This window comes from Bacillus salipaludis (genome assembly GCF_030938565.1).
In the GTDB taxonomy this organism is placed as follows: domain Bacteria; phylum Bacillota; class Bacilli; order Bacillales; family Cytobacillaceae; genus Neobacillus; species Neobacillus salipaludis_A.
Map to the genome: position 1 here is coordinate 4,356,755 of NZ_JAVGVR010000001.1, position 18,001 is coordinate 4,374,755.

General features: G+C 36.0%; 10 protein-coding genes and 2 pseudogenes. 2 read left to right on the plus strand and 10 right to left on the minus strand.

Annotated elements, in window-relative coordinates:
* Nucleotides 1-497: 497 nt before the first annotated feature.
* Together RCG21_RS21575 and mobQ are read right to left on the minus strand one after the other, a co-directional pair.
* On the minus strand, nucleotides 498-1,829 hold the full coding sequence (locus tag RCG21_RS21575) for a hypothetical protein (RefSeq protein WP_165976373.1): 1,332 nt from the start codon (nucleotides 1,827-1,829) through the stop codon (nucleotides 498-500).
* A 44-nt stretch (nucleotides 1,830-1,873) separates the two neighbouring features.
* Nucleotides 1,874-2,512, minus strand: a pseudogene (mobQ, locus tag RCG21_RS21580) (MobQ family relaxase).
* A 219-nt stretch (nucleotides 2,513-2,731) separates the two neighbouring features.
* On the opposite strand from mobQ, the gene RCG21_RS21585 reads away from it, so the two are divergent.
* Nucleotides 2,732-3,010 (plus strand): DUF3847 domain-containing protein, encoded by a 279-nt coding sequence (locus tag RCG21_RS21585; RefSeq protein WP_133338764.1) that lies wholly within the window; start codon nucleotides 2,732-2,734, stop codon nucleotides 3,008-3,010.
* Nucleotides 3,011-3,966: 956 nt separating this feature from the next.
* Nucleotides 3,967-5,079 carry a GerAB/ArcD/ProY family transporter gene (locus tag RCG21_RS21590; RefSeq protein ID WP_133338762.1) on the plus strand — a complete coding sequence of 371 codons (1,113 nt, stop codon included), beginning with the start codon at nucleotides 3,967-3,969 and terminating at the stop codon, nucleotides 5,077-5,079.
* A gap of 439 nt (nucleotides 5,080-5,518) precedes the next feature.
* Here the strand turns inward: RCG21_RS21590 and RCG21_RS21595 are convergent, their stop codons facing one another.
* The 8 genes and pseudogenes from RCG21_RS21595 to RCG21_RS21630 form a co-directional block, all read right to left on the minus strand.
* Entirely contained in the window at nucleotides 5,519-5,824 is a 306-nt protein-coding gene (locus RCG21_RS21595; protein WP_133338760.1) for a hypothetical protein, read from the minus strand.
* A 324-nt stretch (nucleotides 5,825-6,148) separates the two neighbouring features.
* Complete coding sequence (locus RCG21_RS21600; protein ID WP_308913756.1) at nucleotides 6,149-6,985, minus strand: ArdC family protein; 837 nt, start codon at nucleotides 6,983-6,985, stop codon at nucleotides 6,149-6,151.
* 1,207 nt (nucleotides 6,986-8,192) lie between these two features.
* Nucleotides 8,193-8,582, minus strand: a complete 390-nt coding sequence (locus tag RCG21_RS21605) for a DUF2085 domain-containing protein (RefSeq protein WP_308913757.1) — start codon at nucleotides 8,580-8,582, stop codon at nucleotides 8,193-8,195.
* 6 nt (nucleotides 8,583-8,588) lie between these two features.
* Nucleotides 8,589-8,834 (minus strand): hypothetical protein, encoded by a 246-nt coding sequence (locus RCG21_RS21610; RefSeq protein ID WP_308913758.1) that lies wholly within the window; start codon nucleotides 8,832-8,834, stop codon nucleotides 8,589-8,591.
* A 1,013-nt stretch (nucleotides 8,835-9,847) separates the two neighbouring features.
* Nucleotides 9,848-10,825: a carbohydrate kinase family protein gene (locus tag RCG21_RS21615; RefSeq protein ID WP_308913759.1), complete on the minus strand. Its 978-nt coding sequence runs from the start codon at nucleotides 10,823-10,825 to the stop codon at nucleotides 9,848-9,850.
* A 33-nt stretch (nucleotides 10,826-10,858) separates the two neighbouring features.
* A pseudogene (locus RCG21_RS21620) lies at nucleotides 10,859-14,532 on the minus strand (GH32 C-terminal domain-containing protein).
* Nucleotides 14,533-14,765: 233 nt separating this feature from the next.
* Nucleotides 14,766-16,247: a glycoside hydrolase family 32 protein gene (locus tag RCG21_RS21625; protein ID WP_308913760.1), complete on the minus strand. Its 1,482-nt coding sequence runs from the start codon at nucleotides 16,245-16,247 to the stop codon at nucleotides 14,766-14,768.
* Nucleotides 16,248-16,363: 116 nt separating this feature from the next.
* Complete coding sequence (locus RCG21_RS21630) at nucleotides 16,364-17,998, minus strand: ABC transporter substrate-binding protein (RefSeq protein ID WP_133339764.1); 1,635 nt, start codon at nucleotides 17,996-17,998, stop codon at nucleotides 16,364-16,366.
* Nucleotides 17,999-18,001: the final 3 nt, after the last annotated feature.

Genomic DNA, 18,001 nt, shown 5'->3' on the forward strand with positions numbered 1-18,001 from the left:
TTTTAATTTCTTCAATTATGATATGGGCAACATTTTAAATAGCCAAATTACATTTTCAATTCCACTTGTTTGACAAGTATTATACAAATTTAATTACAACGGATTTCATTCTTTTTCTTTAAGCCATTAACAAAATAAAAGAAAATGTGATTGACATAACTATACAAAATAATTATTCATCAATTTTTGGAACTGAGAAAAAGGTAATTATGATTACTATTAGAAAAATTTGCGGAAGTGTAAGCAATTAAAATAGTCTTTTGAATCACCTTTTCCTATCCATGTTTTTAATTAATGAGTAAATATCCTAAATAAGAATTATAGACTGTCAAGAATTAAAATTAAAATCATATTGACGAAGTTCTAGCACCATTAGTTTTTGTGTATTTGTTTAATATTTTAATTCCTAAATTAATGTACATATAATTCTTTCATTGACTAATTCATCGGATATTCAGTTGCAAAGGATGCAGCTTTGTTATTTGCTAACAGTTAGTCTAACGATCCATCCCCTTTTGTCTTTTCTTTTTCTTGTTCCGCTGTTCAAATTCGTCTTCCCTCCATTTTCGATCGGCTTCACGAATTGCACTTTCAAGAATCGAAAAGAAGTCGAAACCATTAGAGGAAATGAGTTTAGAATTTGGTATGGAATTGCTAAGACTATCCGATTGTAATTCCTCGACATTTTTATATGGTAGAACATTAAATATACGTTGAAGTTGATCAATTGTATCTTGGCCAATTTCATCCCTATATCTCATGCATTCATTGTAAAACATTTGTTTATAAGATTGATTTTGCAACTGGAAATCAGGATATTTGTTTTGTAAAAATTGATAGTTCGGATCATCACTATTTGATTCAATTTTATTGTTTTGAATGGAATACAAATAAGTGATAATCTCCTTTTGTTCTTCTTTTGAATATTTTCTTGGTGGGTTAATGAAATCTTTAGGAGTTAAATTTTTTCCATAAAACTCTTCTGCCATCACAAATAATTCTTTTTCTTCTAAGGTTAAATATTTTCGCCCATCCCAATTAGGATACATTTCACTAAGCTGATAATCATAAAGTCGATTTATCAACTCTAGAGATTTGTTCATATTTTCCTTTTGTTTCAATAAAAATTGCATTTGTTTTAAATCTTTATCAGAAGCATTTTTTATGGAAGCTGGATCAGCAAAATTAATTCCACTTTTTACTCTTAATTGTTCAAATTTCATCCCCGCATTTTGTATTACCTGTTGCAATGCTAAAACAAATTTAGGTCGGTTATTTAATAAAATATTTAGATCATTTTCAATCTGTTTTTTCTCTAATTCACGATATACAGTTTCAATATCATTAGTGCTTAACAATTTATTTTGCGAAACTGTAATATCAACAACTTCTATTTTCTGATCTTTTGTTAGCTCACTTTTATTTAATTTTGGATAATATTTATCCAGAAATCGATTGGCCTCCATTTCTAATATAAATTCATCTTGGTTTAAGATATCCGTTTCTTTTTCGATTCGATTTAATATTTTATATTTATCAATAGTATCCTTTTGAAATTCAATACGGGACTGCCATTTTTCCAACTGCAATTTTCTGGTGTTAATATTTTCATAGTTTACAAACATTCTTAAGCTTTTCGCTGTTTCACGCAGTTGCTTTTTTTCTATAGGAGTAAAGCGACGAACAAATTTTATTTCTCTTTCTTTCCTTTGTTTTTCTTTCTTCGCTTCTTTGAGTTCAATAATAGTTTTGTTGTATTCTTTCCTTGATTGATTTATTTGAATCCTGTCAGATTTTTTCCATTGTTTTGCATCTGCCTTGCAACAAATCCCTCATGGATAGTTGGCAGTGTTTCAATCCCTCTATCTTTATTTTACAAGTGAGTAATTCGCTCAGAAAAACCATTTTTCTCTAAATAACGATTTGCATAATGAGCCCACTGTTTTCTCCAATAAACCAATTTTTCTTTGGTATTCCAATCAGTTGTATGTAATGCTTTAACTTGTTCTTTACCTTCCATTATTTCTTTTACTTTCACCTGTTTATTTCCCCAGGTCCCATCTTCATTAAATGGACGAATCGTTAACATTACATGAAAATGTGGATTTTCCTCATTATCTCGGTGGATGGATAAATCAGCTACCATTCCATCGTTTACAAAAACTTCCTTACAAAATTCAATAGCTAAGTTCTCTTGTTCATCATTTGATAACTCTTTTGGTAATGCAACATTTATTTCACGTGCAAGTTGAGCATTCTATTGTTTTTCCTTTAACTCTACCTCATTCCAGAGTCTTTGGCGATCATAAACCCATTGAGGTGCATGGCGTGGCGCAAGAATATGAGTGATTGGCTTCACTTTTCTTTTATAGAACTTCTCCTCATTTGTTCTTTCATCTATCAATCTTTCACCAGAACGGTAAGCTGCAGCAGCTATTGTATTTTGCTGTTTTTTTCTTGAAATGATCTGATTTGAGAAATGATAGATAGCCATCGATATTACACCCCACATTCTTTTTAATACATGAGCGAAGCGAATTTTTTGGACGCGTCACGAGATTGGCTTCTTCAAAGAAGGAGCCAACGCACCATATCCTCGAAGTGGTATAGTGAAGCCAAAAAATTAATAGACTTACTTAAAGACCAGGTAAAGGTATATTCAGAAGTTGCTTCATCTAAAGAAAATCAAGAAGAGGACGAGGTTAAAATTTAATTCTCATGGGTGTTCAAAATGACAAAGGAAGATATACATAAACTTGAGAACAAAATTAAAGTCCTAGAGCAAAAAAAGAAAGCATTAGAATTTAAAATTTCAAATGAAAATCGAAGGTCAAGAACTAGAAGATTGATTCAAAAAGGAGCACTACTTGAAAAGTATTTAGAAAATGAAGAAGGTGTCCCAACAAAAGATACAGAAAATTTATTGAAAATTTTAGCAGAATATATAAAAAAGAATAAAGAAAGTATCAGTAGACAAATTCAAGAAATGAAAGAAGATACAGAAGTGTAATAATAAATTTTCTTTATTGTTATTGCGCTTCTTTTTTCATACCCTTCCTAGGTGCATTGAAATTGTAATTTATTATTAGATTAATATTTTATATTATTGGTGGTCTACTTTAACCTAGGGAATTATAAAAAAATCCAAATTTTGAAAATATATTTGAAGTTTTTTTCATTCTCATTCAGTTTAGAAAAGCAAACAATTATTCCAATTATTTTTATAATCTTAGTCAGAACTTTCCTTTACCCTCCCACACTACAAAAACTCACTCGGTTTTGATGTCGAACGGATTAATTAATTGTCGGCTCCCAAATTCAATCTACTTAGTTAGTCCTTTTTCAAATCCTTAATATTAAAGATGGATCATTACATAATATTTATATGTATTGAATTATCTATATCCGATTCAAAAACAATGACTCCTGTTCTATTTCATAACAATGTTATTTTTGGATTTTATTATAAATGCTCTGTTCTTTTTTTGCACAAACTCCAACCTTTGCAATAGTATTTCATTCTTCATCAATAACAATTTCCCCCTTTCCTTCTTCCCATGGCTTTCTCTTCATTAGGATTTCACAATTGCGAGCAGAACCATTCTCTTTTACTAATAAATCGAGTTCAACATGGATTGTAACGTTAAAACGTTTATACTCTATGCGACTTGAATAATTTGGTGGATATTTGACACTCTACCCAATATTAGGGAAAATATTTGAGATACCTTCTAAATTAGGCGGAGATTGTTTTTAATTTTATTCATTTGTTAAAGAGAAACGAAAAAGTTGCAAATGAAGAGAGTATTTTATTCCTATCGATTTGATAAATGTTGCTGTTGTTAAAAAATTGATCATTTGGTTGAAAAGAAATTCAGAGGATGCCCAAGAAACAATTAGTACACTAAAGAAAAAAAGTACTTTGGAGAAGCAAAAATAACCCTATGCAAAGGGGAAATATAGTAAATGGAAAAGATTAAAATAAGCGCATCCCAGCTTTTCGTACTAGTATTTTTATTTGAAATGGGTAGTTCAATCCTCTTTGGTCTAGGAGCAAATGCAAAACAAGATGCATGGATTACCATTTTATTAGGGTTAGCAGGTGGTTTGATCGTCTTCTTTATACACTATCGTTTGTTTCTTTTTTATCCAGAATTAATTCTAACTAGCTATATAAAAAAAATTGCAGGAAAATGGCCGGGCCAAATCATCGCGTTATTCTATATCACTTATTTTATCTATCTTACCGCAAGAGTTTTACGAGATTTTGGGGAACTTTTGGTAACGACTGTTTATACAAATACGCCGTTATTTGTCATCAATACATTGATGGTTCTGACCATCATCTATGGCATTCATAAAGGTTTAGAAGTAATCGCAAGAGTGGGACAGATTTATTTTGGCATTGTATATTTTATGGCCCTAATAGGATTTCTGCTAATTATTTTTTCCGGGTTAATCCATTTTGAATTTCTTAAGCCTATTCTTGAAAATGGCTGGAAACCCGTATTCAAAACGTTTTTCCACGAAACACTTGTATTTCCGTTTGGAGAAATAATTGTTTTCACGATGATATACCCACTTGTAAATGCATCGAAGAAAATAAAATTTGCTTGTATGGGCGGAATGATTTTAAGCGGGCTTAATATTACCATTACCGTGATTATTACGATGTCAACCATTGGTCCCGAGCTTTATACCCGCACAACCTTTCCGTTGTTAACAACCGTTTCAAGAATTGAACTAGCAAATTTTATTGAGCGGCTGGATGTTCTTTTTATGCTCTACCTAATCATTGGCGGATTTTTTAAAATATTACTGTATTTTTATGTTGCAGTAGCAGGTACAGCGGATTTATTTCAGTATAAAAAACTGGGAAATCTCGTGTTTCCAATTGGAATGATTGTTTTGTTTGCATCTATATCCATTGCATCAACGTATGCTGAGTTTAATAAAGAAGGACTTAAATTTGAACCAGTCTATTTAGATTTCCCTTTTCAAATTATCATTCCAAGCATCTTACTACTTATCGCATTCCTTCGAAATAGGAAGAAAAAATCCAATTCAAATATAAATTGAAAAAGCAGCCATTTATATTGCTAATGGCTGTTTTGCATATGAAATTATAGTTTTGTGATTTAACAGTGAATAAACACTCAACTCGTACCCCAATTCGATGTCTAATTTGCATTTGCAGATCTAACATGGCGTCCGATATTCCTGACTTCGAAGAAAAAATATATAAGTAAATGTAATGATGGGGTTGGGGTGACGGCGAAGCTCACGAAGACCTTCGGTTACCATACGCTGCCTAAACTTTTTAAACAAATTTTTGAGGAACATCTATCATCAAAACATCCGGGAAAACTTCCCTTTTAGAGTACACATTTTATTTAGTTCTTTTAATACAATTCCCAATATTTAATATTTCTTTTTTGATTGCAAGTTTATTGATTCCTCTAATTTCGTTATAAAAAAAAGTTATTTTTCCTGCTAACTACTTTAAAGAGTTAGAAATTCAACTGCCACTTTTGACTTCATCTCTTCTTTTTTGACGTATAATCATAGGTTTATGCTTGCCTTTCTTCATTTCCTCCAAATACCTTGCCAAATAGTCATCTGTGATGCGATGGGGAACATATCCCAACCGCTGACGAAGAATATTTTCGAGAACAAACATTTTCCGAGTGATTTTTTCGTATTCTTTCCCGCTTTCTTCCTCGTTTTCTTTATATTCCTCTGTTTGACCGAGCTTTCGAGCTTTATAGAACACATTTAAATAATGATAAAGAGATACTCTTTCAGCTCTGGCGTACTTTAGCAAACTTAGTAACTCAAAAGTTGAAAGTCTCATAAGCTCAGGTGTAGTTTTGTCCAGATAAACTTCTAGCAAAAATCTCTTATTCGAACAGAAATTCTTTCATGATTGCGTTGTACTTGATTCAAATCTAAACGCATGAGACAAAATTCACAATAATATTGTTCTACCTGCTCAACCAATTCACTCCCACAATATGGACAAGTAATTACCTCATAGTCTTTCATATCATGTACCTCCCTATAATCGTATGAATCTATTTATGGTCTCCTTTCCTTAAGAGGAAGGCGACCGGTCCTTTGAGCTTTTGAGTTTATATATTACAGTTCTTTAGCCTTCCTCAATTTCCTCTATACCCAAAATATAATCTGCTGCTTTTTGTGCTTGTGCAGCTGCTTGGACAACCAGCCGACTATCTTCTTTTAACGAGGGAAGCCATGATTGGATATAACTAGCGCTATTCTCGAGAGTATTGTTATCAATTCCAGCTATTCCGCAAAGCATGGCTGCACCCATTTCTGCCACCAACTCTTCTTTCGAATAAACCTCATCGCCAAACGCTACATTTTGCGTTGTCACTCCTAGACGCGCTAATCGTCTTTTATGACCTGTACTGTGAATCATTTCATGAAATAATGTGCTGTAAAATTCTTCAGCTTTCGGAAAATCCTTTAATGGCGGGCAGTTGATTTTATCAACGGTTGGATAATAAACGGCTCTTCCTGAATAGAAGGTATAATCTGGTGAATTGTTGTATTCTTTAAAAATTTCTTCTGCTTTCTCAATTGGATCATGGTCAAAAGTTGTTTCTTTCTTTTTGCTTTCAAGCCCTTCCACTTGGTTGTTGATTTCAAATACACGGTAATACCGAAGGTAAGGTATTTTTTCGATATCTCGACTTTCTTCATTTTCTTTTTCAATCCACTTCCAGAAAACTACGATATGTGATTTCTCTCCTTTTTTTACCTTTCCGCCAGCATCCTGGATTTGCTTAAATGTCGCATATTCACCAGCTTCTAAAAGAAAAGTATTAATTCCTCTGTATGGACGCTGTGTCTTCCAGTTGACCGCTCCTCCATTGATCCACGGCTTACGCCACGGCACCACTCCTTTTTCCAATTGCTCAATGACCTGCTCTGTTACAATCTCGTAAATGCTTTTTTTCATTTGGTTTCTCCTCCTTTTGATTTGCTTCTTTGTCTTCCGAAACAGATTAGTTCCCAAAAGGGGATTAATTTTTCCCTTTTGGCATGGAGAACGAAAAACATGCATAGGCAATTGGTCAAGGGATTAGCACAAAAAGTTTTTTGATGTTGCGTAGCGTTTTTATTCAAAAAAGTTTTTTGCCCCTTGACTGATTGACTAGCCTTCTTAGCTTCCAGCCGGAAAGGTTCGGGTGTCCTACCGGTTGGAAGTTTAGAAGGATTGCGCTGTTTTACGATTCGGAAGGCAAAAGGGCAAATTAAATCATTAGGAGCAAAGCGACACGATTCCCGGAGTAAACCGGGAATTTTCCTTTTGGTTATGGCTTTTACGATTCTCGGCTCGTGGGGTACGGCCGTTAGGCAAATGGATCAGGAACCTACGGAATGTAGGCGTTAGCTGTACAGTCCGTGGTTATCGATCCATTTAGTGCCACAGCGACACGTTACAGCTTGTTAAAAAGCGTTTTTTGCTTTTTTACAAGCTGTCGTGCTGCCGCCAATAAAAGAATCTTCATCATTTTTCTTTTTTTAAAAATGCCCCCTCTTAAGGCATGCTAAGTCATTCATATCGATTGATTTTCTCCACAAAAAAAGGAGAAGGATTAACCCTTCTCCGTACGCTCTAACTAGAACCGCTCATATTTAATTACTAAATATTTTAAAAATAAAAATTCGAAATTTCGACCCTATTCATTAAATCCTTCTAAACAATCGTCCTTAAGGTGGATTGGAATACTAATAGCTTAACCACATCAGAAGATCGTATCATATTACGGCTATCTAGATGGAGGAAGGAAGTGAAGTGTTAAAACGGCGAAGAAGAAAAAGTGCTCGAAAGGGAGTCCTTTCGAGCACTAATTCATCAAATTTCTGTACTATTTAATTATAGCCATTCATCACGGTGAAATCGAATGAGCAAAGATAACCTAGAATTTGAGGGATTTTTTCAATAAAAATTACCTGATGCACACTAAATTAATAAAAAACTACCACTTACAGAAGAACAACTTCGAGGAACCTCTGATCGACCTAGCTTTTTGGGACTCTCAAGTTGGCATCTCCACAAAAAAACGCCTTTGAGGCGCAGTTAAGATTAAGGAATTACCAATTTTTCACATGAAATTAACACTCTGTAATTTACTAAAGATTGTTTTTGTAAAACTATACTTTTATGCTTTTGTTAATAAATGAATCAAAAGGAATGAAAGAAAAATAATGATCATGCTTTGACCGATCCCAGTGGATAAACCTGTTATCACCCGAAGTGTATTGTTGCTTGTACGCCATCTTTTCCATTGTGTGTATCCATCGACAACCATAGGTATATTCAGTACCATTCCTAACCAAAACGCTACATGAATATGAAATAATAATAAAGGGATAAGGAACAAATAACCAAGCAGAATGGACATGCAGCGACTGCAAATGGGTAAGTATTTTCCGTTAATGCAAATGGTCCGGTCCTTTCTTCGATGGCATGGGACAAACTGAAGCGTTATGATGTCGTAGAAAAGTTCACGTACCACAATCGAACCCTCCGCAGTCATGTCCGTGTCCACAATTTATCATGTCTCCATCGACGCAATCGATACAATCAATAAAAATACTCCAATCATTATCTTTTTTTCTATTCTTTTTTTATTTCTCAAATCAATTCTTTTGTTTTTTCTAGAATAATAGATAATCGTATAGATGAGGAAAAGTATCCCAACTGTTAGCAATGAACCTCCCCAAACATATCCATGTTTTTGAAGTAAAATGCCGCCGCTTACGCTTAAAATTAAGCTAAACATGATATTTAGGAAAAACATCTTGTTTCCTTCTTCCTGTTTATCGTCACAATTATTTTAATTTAAAAAAGGGAGTAAGAAAAGACAAACCCGATAGGAATAGGTACTTTTCAACCTCCTGTATTTTTCCAATCGTTGATTCCACTAGAACACGAAAGCTTCCTTAGACTTATTTCCTCTCTTACGACCAAGGAACCTAATTTGTACGGTATACGTATAATTCAAACATCTAAAAAACTCCAACCGCCAGGGGTGGAGTTTTTTATGATTTCGCTAGTTTTAATGATTCTTCAATTTCCTGCATTAATTTATCTGCACCTTCACGAGAAAAGATAAATTTACCGCCAGCGTAGTCGGTATTCCTAATACCCTTGCTCCGCACTTGGTTTTGAGACTTTGACATGGCGAACGAATAGATGTTGATACGTAACAACACTCAAAGCTTGCCAAAAGGAATCGTAGTTTTAAAGAGATATCGCCGTAGGTATTTTGGAAACCACTTTCCGGGTTTTGCTGTGCCCATTCAGTCGATAAATACCTTTTCTCCTCGGAGAAAGTCTCCGAGGGAATTATTGGGGGATTTTTTATTAAAGTAGAAGTCTTTGTAGATAAAGAAAAAACCATCCTTAGAGGTTGTTTCAAGTCTCTTTAGAGGATGGATTTTTTATTTGTATCAGGCTCTTTAGAAATTAGGAAGCATAGCTCCCAACATGCCTATAGCCTCGTTTCTTTGTTTTTCCAAGTATAAAAGGTATTAATTATTGATGAAATAAACCACGTGTATGATACGGCATCATCTGCTAATTTGTTATACATCAGTTTACCTAATCTTTTTTCTACCTCGGAAGCAAACTCTTCAGCCCTTTACTACTGAATGTCCCAAACTGCTGTTAATTTATATGTTTCTCTCCCATCTTTCTTTAATACTTCCAAGCCTTCAAGATGGGAAATGGATATAATCCCACAACCGATATAACCTAGTTTCATAGAACCCACCCTCCTTTAAAAGTTATGATTTACAAATCTAAAGACCATTAAATTTGCATTTCTTTAAAATGGACAACCTCTTCCAGGGTCGGTAATGCCGAAATCGCCCCTACCTTGGTGCAGACCATCGCACCCACTTTATTACTGAAGGATATGATTTTTGTTAGTTGTACGAAGTCATCCAATACTCTTTTTGGATCTCCTTCTTTCACTAACTGGAAAAGCATTGCGCCTACGAATGCATCCCCGGCACCTGTAGAATCAATTGATTCAACCAAAATACTAGGAACCGTTTCCATATGTTGGCCATTAGAGATCAATGTTCCTTTATTCCCTAACGTCACCGCTACTGCTTTTGCTCCCAATTGATGAAGAAATAAGGTTCCATCCGTTAAATTGGTTGTCCCGGAGATAATCTTTAATTCCTCCTCACTGACTTTGACAAAATCAGCAATTGCGATTCCCTTTTTCACTAGGTCTATAAACTCTCCTTTTCTTCCCTTCCAAAGGTCTTGTCTAAAGTTAGGATCAAATGAAATAAATTTACCATCAGCCTTAGTTTCTTGCATCACTTGTAAATAGGTTACTCGAAAAGGATCACCTAATAGAGCAGTGGCTGAACCAAAATGGATAATAGTGGATTCTTTTATTCTTTTTTGATCAAGATCGTTCACCGTCAAATAAGCATCTGCTCCACGGTTAAAAACAAAATCCCTTTCACCATTTGCCTTTAACGAAACGAAAGCTATGGTTGTAGGATGTTCATCATCCATCGCAAGAAGGGAGGTATCGACTTTTACTTTATCTAATGTTTTTTTTAAAAAGTGTCCAAACGGATCATTGCCAACTTTACCACTGAAAGAAGCACTGCCCCCCAATTTCACAATCGTTGCACAAACATTAGCAGGAGCTCCACCTGCCTGTTTTTCAAATTTTTGACCTTCGATTAAATCCATATCCACATCGGTGCAGAAAAAATCGATTAGTAATTCTCCAATACAAATAATCGATGATTTTGTATCCATTTCGTTAAACCTGCCTTTACTCAGTTTTTTCCTTTATAAATCTGACGAAAGTGTCCACTGCTGACGTTCTGAATCCGGATTCACATCATTTAGTTTCAAATTTCCCTCTTTTGATATTTCAAGTGCCTTTCCGTTATGCACAGATGTGATTCTTACAGTTCCATTATCATTTTTTGTAATTATCCAGCGCTGATTATTATAACCAAGGTAGGTGTACAGTTGAATTTTATTTTGCCCTGTATCCAGATCAAGCGCTTTGCCGCCCTCGGTACGTATAGAATATGTACCATACTCATCACCAGTTGGAATTAAGATCCATTTTGTCGCATTTTCTGTATCAGCTACAGTCACGGGCTCACCGTTTTGAGACATAGCAGTATAAATCGCTTTGCCAGTTGATGGATTCGTAAAGCTAGTAACAGTTAATTTAGCTTCTGACAGATTGCTAACATTCACATTTTGATAGGTTGTTTGACCTCCAAATACATTTAAACCAAAATGGCCTTCTGCAAAGGTTCCATCCTGTAAATCGATGATTTTCTGATCATCCACATAAATCTGGATGTGAGGTCCTTTCGCTTCAATTTTCACCTTATATGTCCTTCCAGGTTGAATAAAAGCAGGGACTTTCGCTATTACCATCCGGTCTTCAAAACCACCGTCAATCTTGTAAAAAAGACGAAAAGCCTTCATATTTGGGTCAAGATTGAAGTAGTAGCCATTTCTACCGTCTTCACTTGCCCGGAACAGAATGGAACCTGCTCCTCCATTTTTCCCCAGCGTCATCTCTGCTTCGTAAGTAAAATTTCCTGCAGTTTCCTTGGCGATATAGTTTGCATCACTTATATACGTACCACGGATTCCATTTTCTGTAATAATCCATTGGGAGGCAGAAAGATCTGGTTTCCATCCAGTCAGATTTGTAAAGAATTCACCATCATACACTCTTACAACTACACTTGTAGAAGCCTTACCATCTGGTGTAGAGGCTGTAATTACCGATTCTCCTTTACTTACCGCCTTTATTACTGCTTTGGAGTTTTTAGACGAGTCAACCTTCACCACATTCGAATCACTAGATGTCCATTTAATTGGCTGCGTTCCCTTTCCTTTTCCGTTCTCTACGGAAGCAAACAGATATAGATTATCACCAATATTCATCTCTCTTTGATTTGTATCCATTACAATACTTGTTTCTTCATCTGCTTTTTGATTCCAAATATTTTCTAGTGAATGTACTTTTAATGAAATAACCTTCACTTCTCCTCCCTTTGTGTAGAAGTTCATACTACGCCTTGAAGGATCAGGAAAAATCACATCAGATAAAACAACTTTTCCATCATTTGCAAATACTTCAATGGACGAATCATCAACAAATATATTCATTTTGATCCGTTTATTATCCGGTTTTAAAGGAGCTTCATGCAGAGTGGAAAAAAGACTTGAGAAATCAGTCTCTCCTGACATAGCACGATCGACAAATATTTGATTATCTGCTGGTTTGTATCCAACAACTGTTTTTTGGTCAGTCCCTTCACGAACTTGTAAACCAAATTCTGTTAATTCATTGGAGGAAGAAGGAATTTCAATTTCAGCTTCAATATCAAAGGCTCCTGAAGAGATTCCTTTCAACAAGTTTGAAGAATTCGACGGATTTACAACCTTGTTCTCGGTCTGGAAAATGGTACTACGAATTGTTTGAAGCTCCTTAATTGGGGTTTGTGCAAGTTTTATCCCATCATCTGTTTTCACCAATCTTACTTCTCTTGGAATCGTCAATTCACCCTTCCAGCCCGTTGTTGGGAAAGCGAATGGATAATCCCAGTTGGTCATCCATGCCATCATCACACGCGGTTATTCGGCATATTGGAGAAGGAGGTAGACGCATAAAACTCCTTTCCGTAATCCGTTTTCAGCACTTTACCCGCAGGATTGTCATTAATGTATTTACCCTCAGAAGTTAAATCACCAATAAAATATTCCGCATCGGATCCTTGCGTCTTTGGATTTGCCCCTGTACTTATCATTAGAACCCATTTTTTCTCTTTTGTACCGTCTACCTGAAGTTCAAAGAGGTCAGGGCATTCCCATACACCGCCACGAACATAATTTCCATAACCAAAATTATCTGTGAGCTTCCAATCAATTAGGTTAGTGGAAGTAAAGAAGCGGATATGATCCCCTCCAGATACAACCATGACCCATCGATTGTTCGCATCATCTCGGACAACTTTAGGATCACGGAAGTCCCAGCCTCCAGGATCTTCTCCATTCTTGCCCGGGTTCTCAATAACAATTGGATGCTCGGTTGAATACTCCCAAGTACGCCCCTGATCAGTACTGTAGGCTAGACCAATACGCTGATTACCATTTGGTTTATCGGGATTAAAGGAAGTGTAGTACGCAATCAGCCCTTTACCACCGGAATTATTGAATAATCCAGAAGCATTATTGGTATCTGCTACAGCAGATCCTGACCATACATGTCCGTTATCATTCCATGGCAAAGCTATTGGGAGGCGTTTCCAATGTACCATATCATTACTTACTGCATGTGCCCAAGTCCCGCCATCTTGATGGAACAAATGATATTCGCCTTCAAAGTATACTAACCCATTCGGATCACTGACAGAGCCTCGAGCTGGAGTATAATGATAATCGGGTCTATATTTTTCATTATAATAGTTCGATGCTGGAACAAGATAAATATCCTGGAAGTAAGCAGAACCGGATGTTACAGTAAATCCTGCAAATCCAGTACTGTAACTCCTATCCGCCACTTTTATAGCTGCCTCAGAATACCCGTCAACATAAAGTTCGATTTGATTGCCGTTTGTTATAATTTCAAGATGATGTTTGGTACCTTCTTGGGTTTTATAGGAGCGTTCGGATGTTTTGAGAACTGTACCATCCGCCTTCTTCAATTGTGCTTTGACAGTACTCCCTTCTTTAATAAGTGCAGCCTGGTAACCTGTTGTTCCTTGATCATTTGTACGAAATAAAAGTGCGGCTTCCGATGAATCTTGATCAAAAGAAACATTTCCTTCTAGTACAAAGTCACTGGCACTCTTATTGAAAACTTGTTTCGCTTTCACACCATCAATAGCAATTCCCTTCAAACCTTTGATCGCTGGTTCCCATCTTCCTTCCTTATATAGGGATGGGCCAAGATTTGTTGAAAGTTCGCTAACTTTTACATTTTGAAATAATGCTGCACCATCCCATACATTAAGACCAAGAAAGCCCTTCTTGTATGTAGAATTCTTAACATCAATAATCGGAGCATACTTATTCTCCCAATAAACTTTGATATTATCGTTTACCACTTTCACCTTTAGATGATAGATTCCACCTTCTTGTACCTTAACTTGGCGTTCCTCTTTTAATTCCCTTTCATCGCGTGCATCACGAAGACGAATGATTCCCGCATTTGGAACGATTTGCAGCAAGTAGGAGTCCCATCCATCTTTATTAGAACGGAATACTAAGGTGGCATCCGCATTTTTGTCTATAATTTTTACATCTGCTTCATATATAAAATTTTCAGATGTAACACCTGATATTGCCATTACATTCTCTTTTGGTTCTGAAGTAAGCAACAGTCCTTGTTCAGTATCTTCTAAGGTGCCTTTCCCTCTAATTTGCCAGTCTGTTAGATTCGTATTTGCTTTGGCTACATTTTTAAAAATGGTCGACCCCTCCCCCATTTCATTTGATTCAGCTGCATTGCCTTTCGCCGGATGAACAAAAACCATTCCCAATGAGGAAGTAACCAGTACAATTGACAAAATTACAGAATTCCATTTTATTAAATTTGGTTTCATCCATTGACCTCGTTTCCAGAATAAAATTGATTTAACAAAACGCATTAACAAAACAAAATTAGGGATTTCCTGTTATTCTTGCAAAATTGAATAATAGTACAGGCATCCCTAAAAGGCTACACATGATAAATTGAACTTAGTTGATAAATAGATAAGGATACTAGGTTTACACTTCCACCTTTTGTATAAATCTCCAATCCATTACTCTCTGGATGAGGGAAGATTAAATCCGTCAGAACCACTTCCCCGTCGTTTGCAAATACCTCCACAGAAGAACGGTCCACTAAAATTCGCATTTTTATTCGATTATCACTTTTTAATAGTGAGGCACCATGTTTACAAGGAAAATATTTGTTAAAATTCGAAACCCCAGATCGATTACGATCAATAAATAAAAAATTCTTTATAGCATCATAACCGATAGTGGTTTCTTCATCAGCCGATTTTCTAATTTTAAAACCAAATTCTGTTGCGGATTGAAACTCGAATTCAGCGATAATATCTACCTGATCACCTGAAACATCAGCCAATATATTTTCCTCTGGCTCGAAGGTAATATTATCCCAGGATTGTTTTTCTCCACGAATTGACTCAAACTCAGCCACTGGAGTTTGAACCAATCTTACTCCATCAGATGTTTCTTTTAATGTTAATTCCCTAGGAAGTGTCATAGCACTTCTCCAATCAATGGTTGGAGTTTCATTTGCATATTTCCAATTACTCATCCAACCAATAAAAATCCGCCGTCCATCTTCTTTTAAGATATCTGACCATGTAACGCCGGCATAATTATCTCTTCCGTGGTCTAGCCAGAGTACTGTTTCATCTGAGTTCTCATTGGTAAACGAGACACCATCAAATTGACCAATAAAGTACTGAGTTCTAGAACCCTCGACATAAGCGGAATCATTGCCAATACTAACAATCATAACCCACTTGTTTGAATTTAAATCTCCATCAACTGGTAATTTAAAAATGTCAGGACACTCCCAGACACCAGCATGTGAACCAGACTCTGCACCAAATTCACTTGTAAACTCCCAAGACATTAGGTTATGTGAGGTATAAAACCGAATATGGTTCCCCGCAGCAAGAATCATAACCCATCTATTCGTTTCTTCATGCCAAAATACTTTCGGATCACGAAAATCAGTTATGGAGTCCTCTACTAATACGGGATTTCCTTCATATTTAATCCAAGTACGTCCATGATCAGTACTGTATGCAAGACTTTGTCTCTGTCTTGGACGGCCCGATTCCGGATATTGATCAGCATGCGTAAAAATCGCTACAAGACCAGAGGCACCATTAAAAAATCCTGTTGAATCTTTCCAATCGACCACTACGCAACCGGAAAATATATCTCCATGCTCATCAGGTGCCAAGGCGATGGGAAGATGATCCCAATGAATTAAATCCTTGCTTACAGCATGTCCCCAATGCATCGGGCCCCATGTCGTACCATAAGGATGGTGCTGATAAAACAGATGGTACTCTCCGGCATAATAGACCATTCCATTTGGATCATTCATCCAATTCGATTCCGGTGAAAAGTGAAACTGCGGACGAAACTTTTCTTTCACATTAATTTGATTCATTTGATTCGGTTCTCCTTTTAAATACAAATCTTATTTTTTTAGAAAAATAAGCCGATCAGAAACGAAATTCTGTTTCGGCTTAAATAGTATCAATTCATTTTTACGAGATTCCTAACCTATTCTCCGGCATTATATTTATCTAATGCTTTTTGTTTAATATCAAGGAATTTAGGCAACCCGCTTTTGTCTAATTGTTTTAAGTAAGCATCCCATTGTTTATCAATTCCACCTTTTAGGATCCATTCCGCTTTCTTTCTTTCAACAAATGGTTTAATCACTGAATCGAGTTGTGTTAATTGATCTTGTTCCTCTTTATTTAAGAAAATCGGAGGATAGTTATAGGTAGCTTTCATATATGGAACATATATTTTATGCAAAACATTTAATCTCCAAGCAGCATCATCTGGCATTGTCGTTACTTTTCCATAGTAATCATCCAAGACAGCCAAAGGTCCATCAACATTGGTCTTCTGCCTTAAATCCCAAGGAGAGGTGTTTCCAAGTGGTAAATGTTTTAGTGAACCATTACCAGTTAGCTCAAAAATGTTTTGCTGTTTTTTATCTCCATAAGTTCCCCAGTTATTTTGTACAGATTGAATCGGTTCATAAGCTTTATCAATCCACTTAGCTGTTAGTTCAAGATTCTTATTTGCACTCGTAATGACCATTCTACCTCTATCAAAACCATACCCATTTGTCCGTGCTACATAAATTCGTCCGTCTGGTCCTTTTAATGGAGGCAGTGGAACGTAATCTTCATTATTTCCAGAAATATTGGCTCGGTCCCAAGTAAAGTATAGTCCATAGCGTCCGTTCTTCCCTTTTGCTACATACGTATTCCAATCTTGTGTAAAGGCCTCCTTATCGATTAAGCCTTCCTGTTGCAGCTGGTGAAGCCATTCAATTCCTTTTTTATATCCCTCTTGATTGGCTGTATATACAACTTTCTTATCTTCTGATACCACATAATGATCCGAGTTATCCCCTAACCCAAAGGCACCTAAGAGCATTGCTGGATCTTCCCCGCCATGGTTGATCATGAATGACATAGGAATGATGTCTGTTCTTCCCTCTGGTTTCTTTTCTTTAAAAGCAATTAACACCTTTTCTAATTCCTCGGTGGTTGTCGGCATCTTTAATCCTAACTCATCTAGCCATTTCTTATTAATCCATGGAATGTCATCTAACGCTTGAATCGCCTCTTTTCCTTTTCCAAGCTCCTCAATCCATGGGAAGGAATAAATGTGCCCATCAGACGCAGTAATTAATTTTCTATATTCCGGACGGGCATCCAGGACTTTCTTTAAATTAGGCATATATTTATCTATTAGATCTTCAACCGGAACAATAACTCCTTGTTTTGCATATCTCAAGATATCATTATCACTTAAGCCAGCATGAAAAACTGCATCCGGCAAATCTCCACTTGCAAGTTCTAAATTCCGTTTATCCGCAAATTGCTCCCAAGGATAATTCGTCCAATCGATATGAACATTTGTATCTTTTTCTACCCTTTGCCAGATTAATTTATCATTTGGGTCCTTTGGTGCAATTGGCGAGCTTTGTGTTAAGAATTTTAAAGTTACCTTTTTGTCTAATGGAAATTTCATAGCTTTCAGTTCATATTTTGGAGATGAATTATCCCCTTCTGCCTTATTCCCCGAACTGGCGGAATTCGTACAACCTGAAGCTAGTAAACTTGTAAGGAGTGCTGCTGTTACTAAAAACCTCATTTTTCTCTTTTTCTTCATTTT

What these genes read in the sequence shown, in the direction of transcription:
- RCG21_RS21610 (WP_308913758.1), bottom strand. Translation starts at nt 8,834, where the DNA reads ATGTTTTTCCTAAATATCATGTTTAGCTTAATTTTAAGCGTAAGCGGC.
- RCG21_RS21590 (WP_133338762.1), top strand. Translation starts at nt 3,967, where the DNA reads ATGGAAAAGATTAAAATAAGCGCATCCCAGCTTTTCGTACTAGTATTT.
- RCG21_RS21625 (WP_308913760.1), bottom strand. Translation starts at nt 16,247, where the DNA reads ATGAATCAAATTAATGTGAAAGAAAAGTTTCGTCCGCAGTTTCACTTT.
- RCG21_RS21600 (WP_308913756.1), bottom strand. Translation starts at nt 6,985, where the DNA reads ATGAAAAAAAGCATTTACGAGATTGTAACAGAGCAGGTCATTGAGCAA.
- RCG21_RS21630 (WP_133339764.1), bottom strand. Translation starts at nt 17,998, where the DNA reads ATGAAGAAAAAGAGAAAAATGAGGTTTTTAGTAACAGCAGCACTCCTT.
- RCG21_RS21585 (WP_133338764.1), top strand. Translation starts at nt 2,732, where the DNA reads ATGACAAAGGAAGATATACATAAACTTGAGAACAAAATTAAAGTCCTA.
- RCG21_RS21615 (WP_308913759.1), bottom strand. Translation starts at nt 10,825, where the DNA reads ATGGATACAAAATCATCGATTATTTGTATTGGAGAATTACTAATCGAT.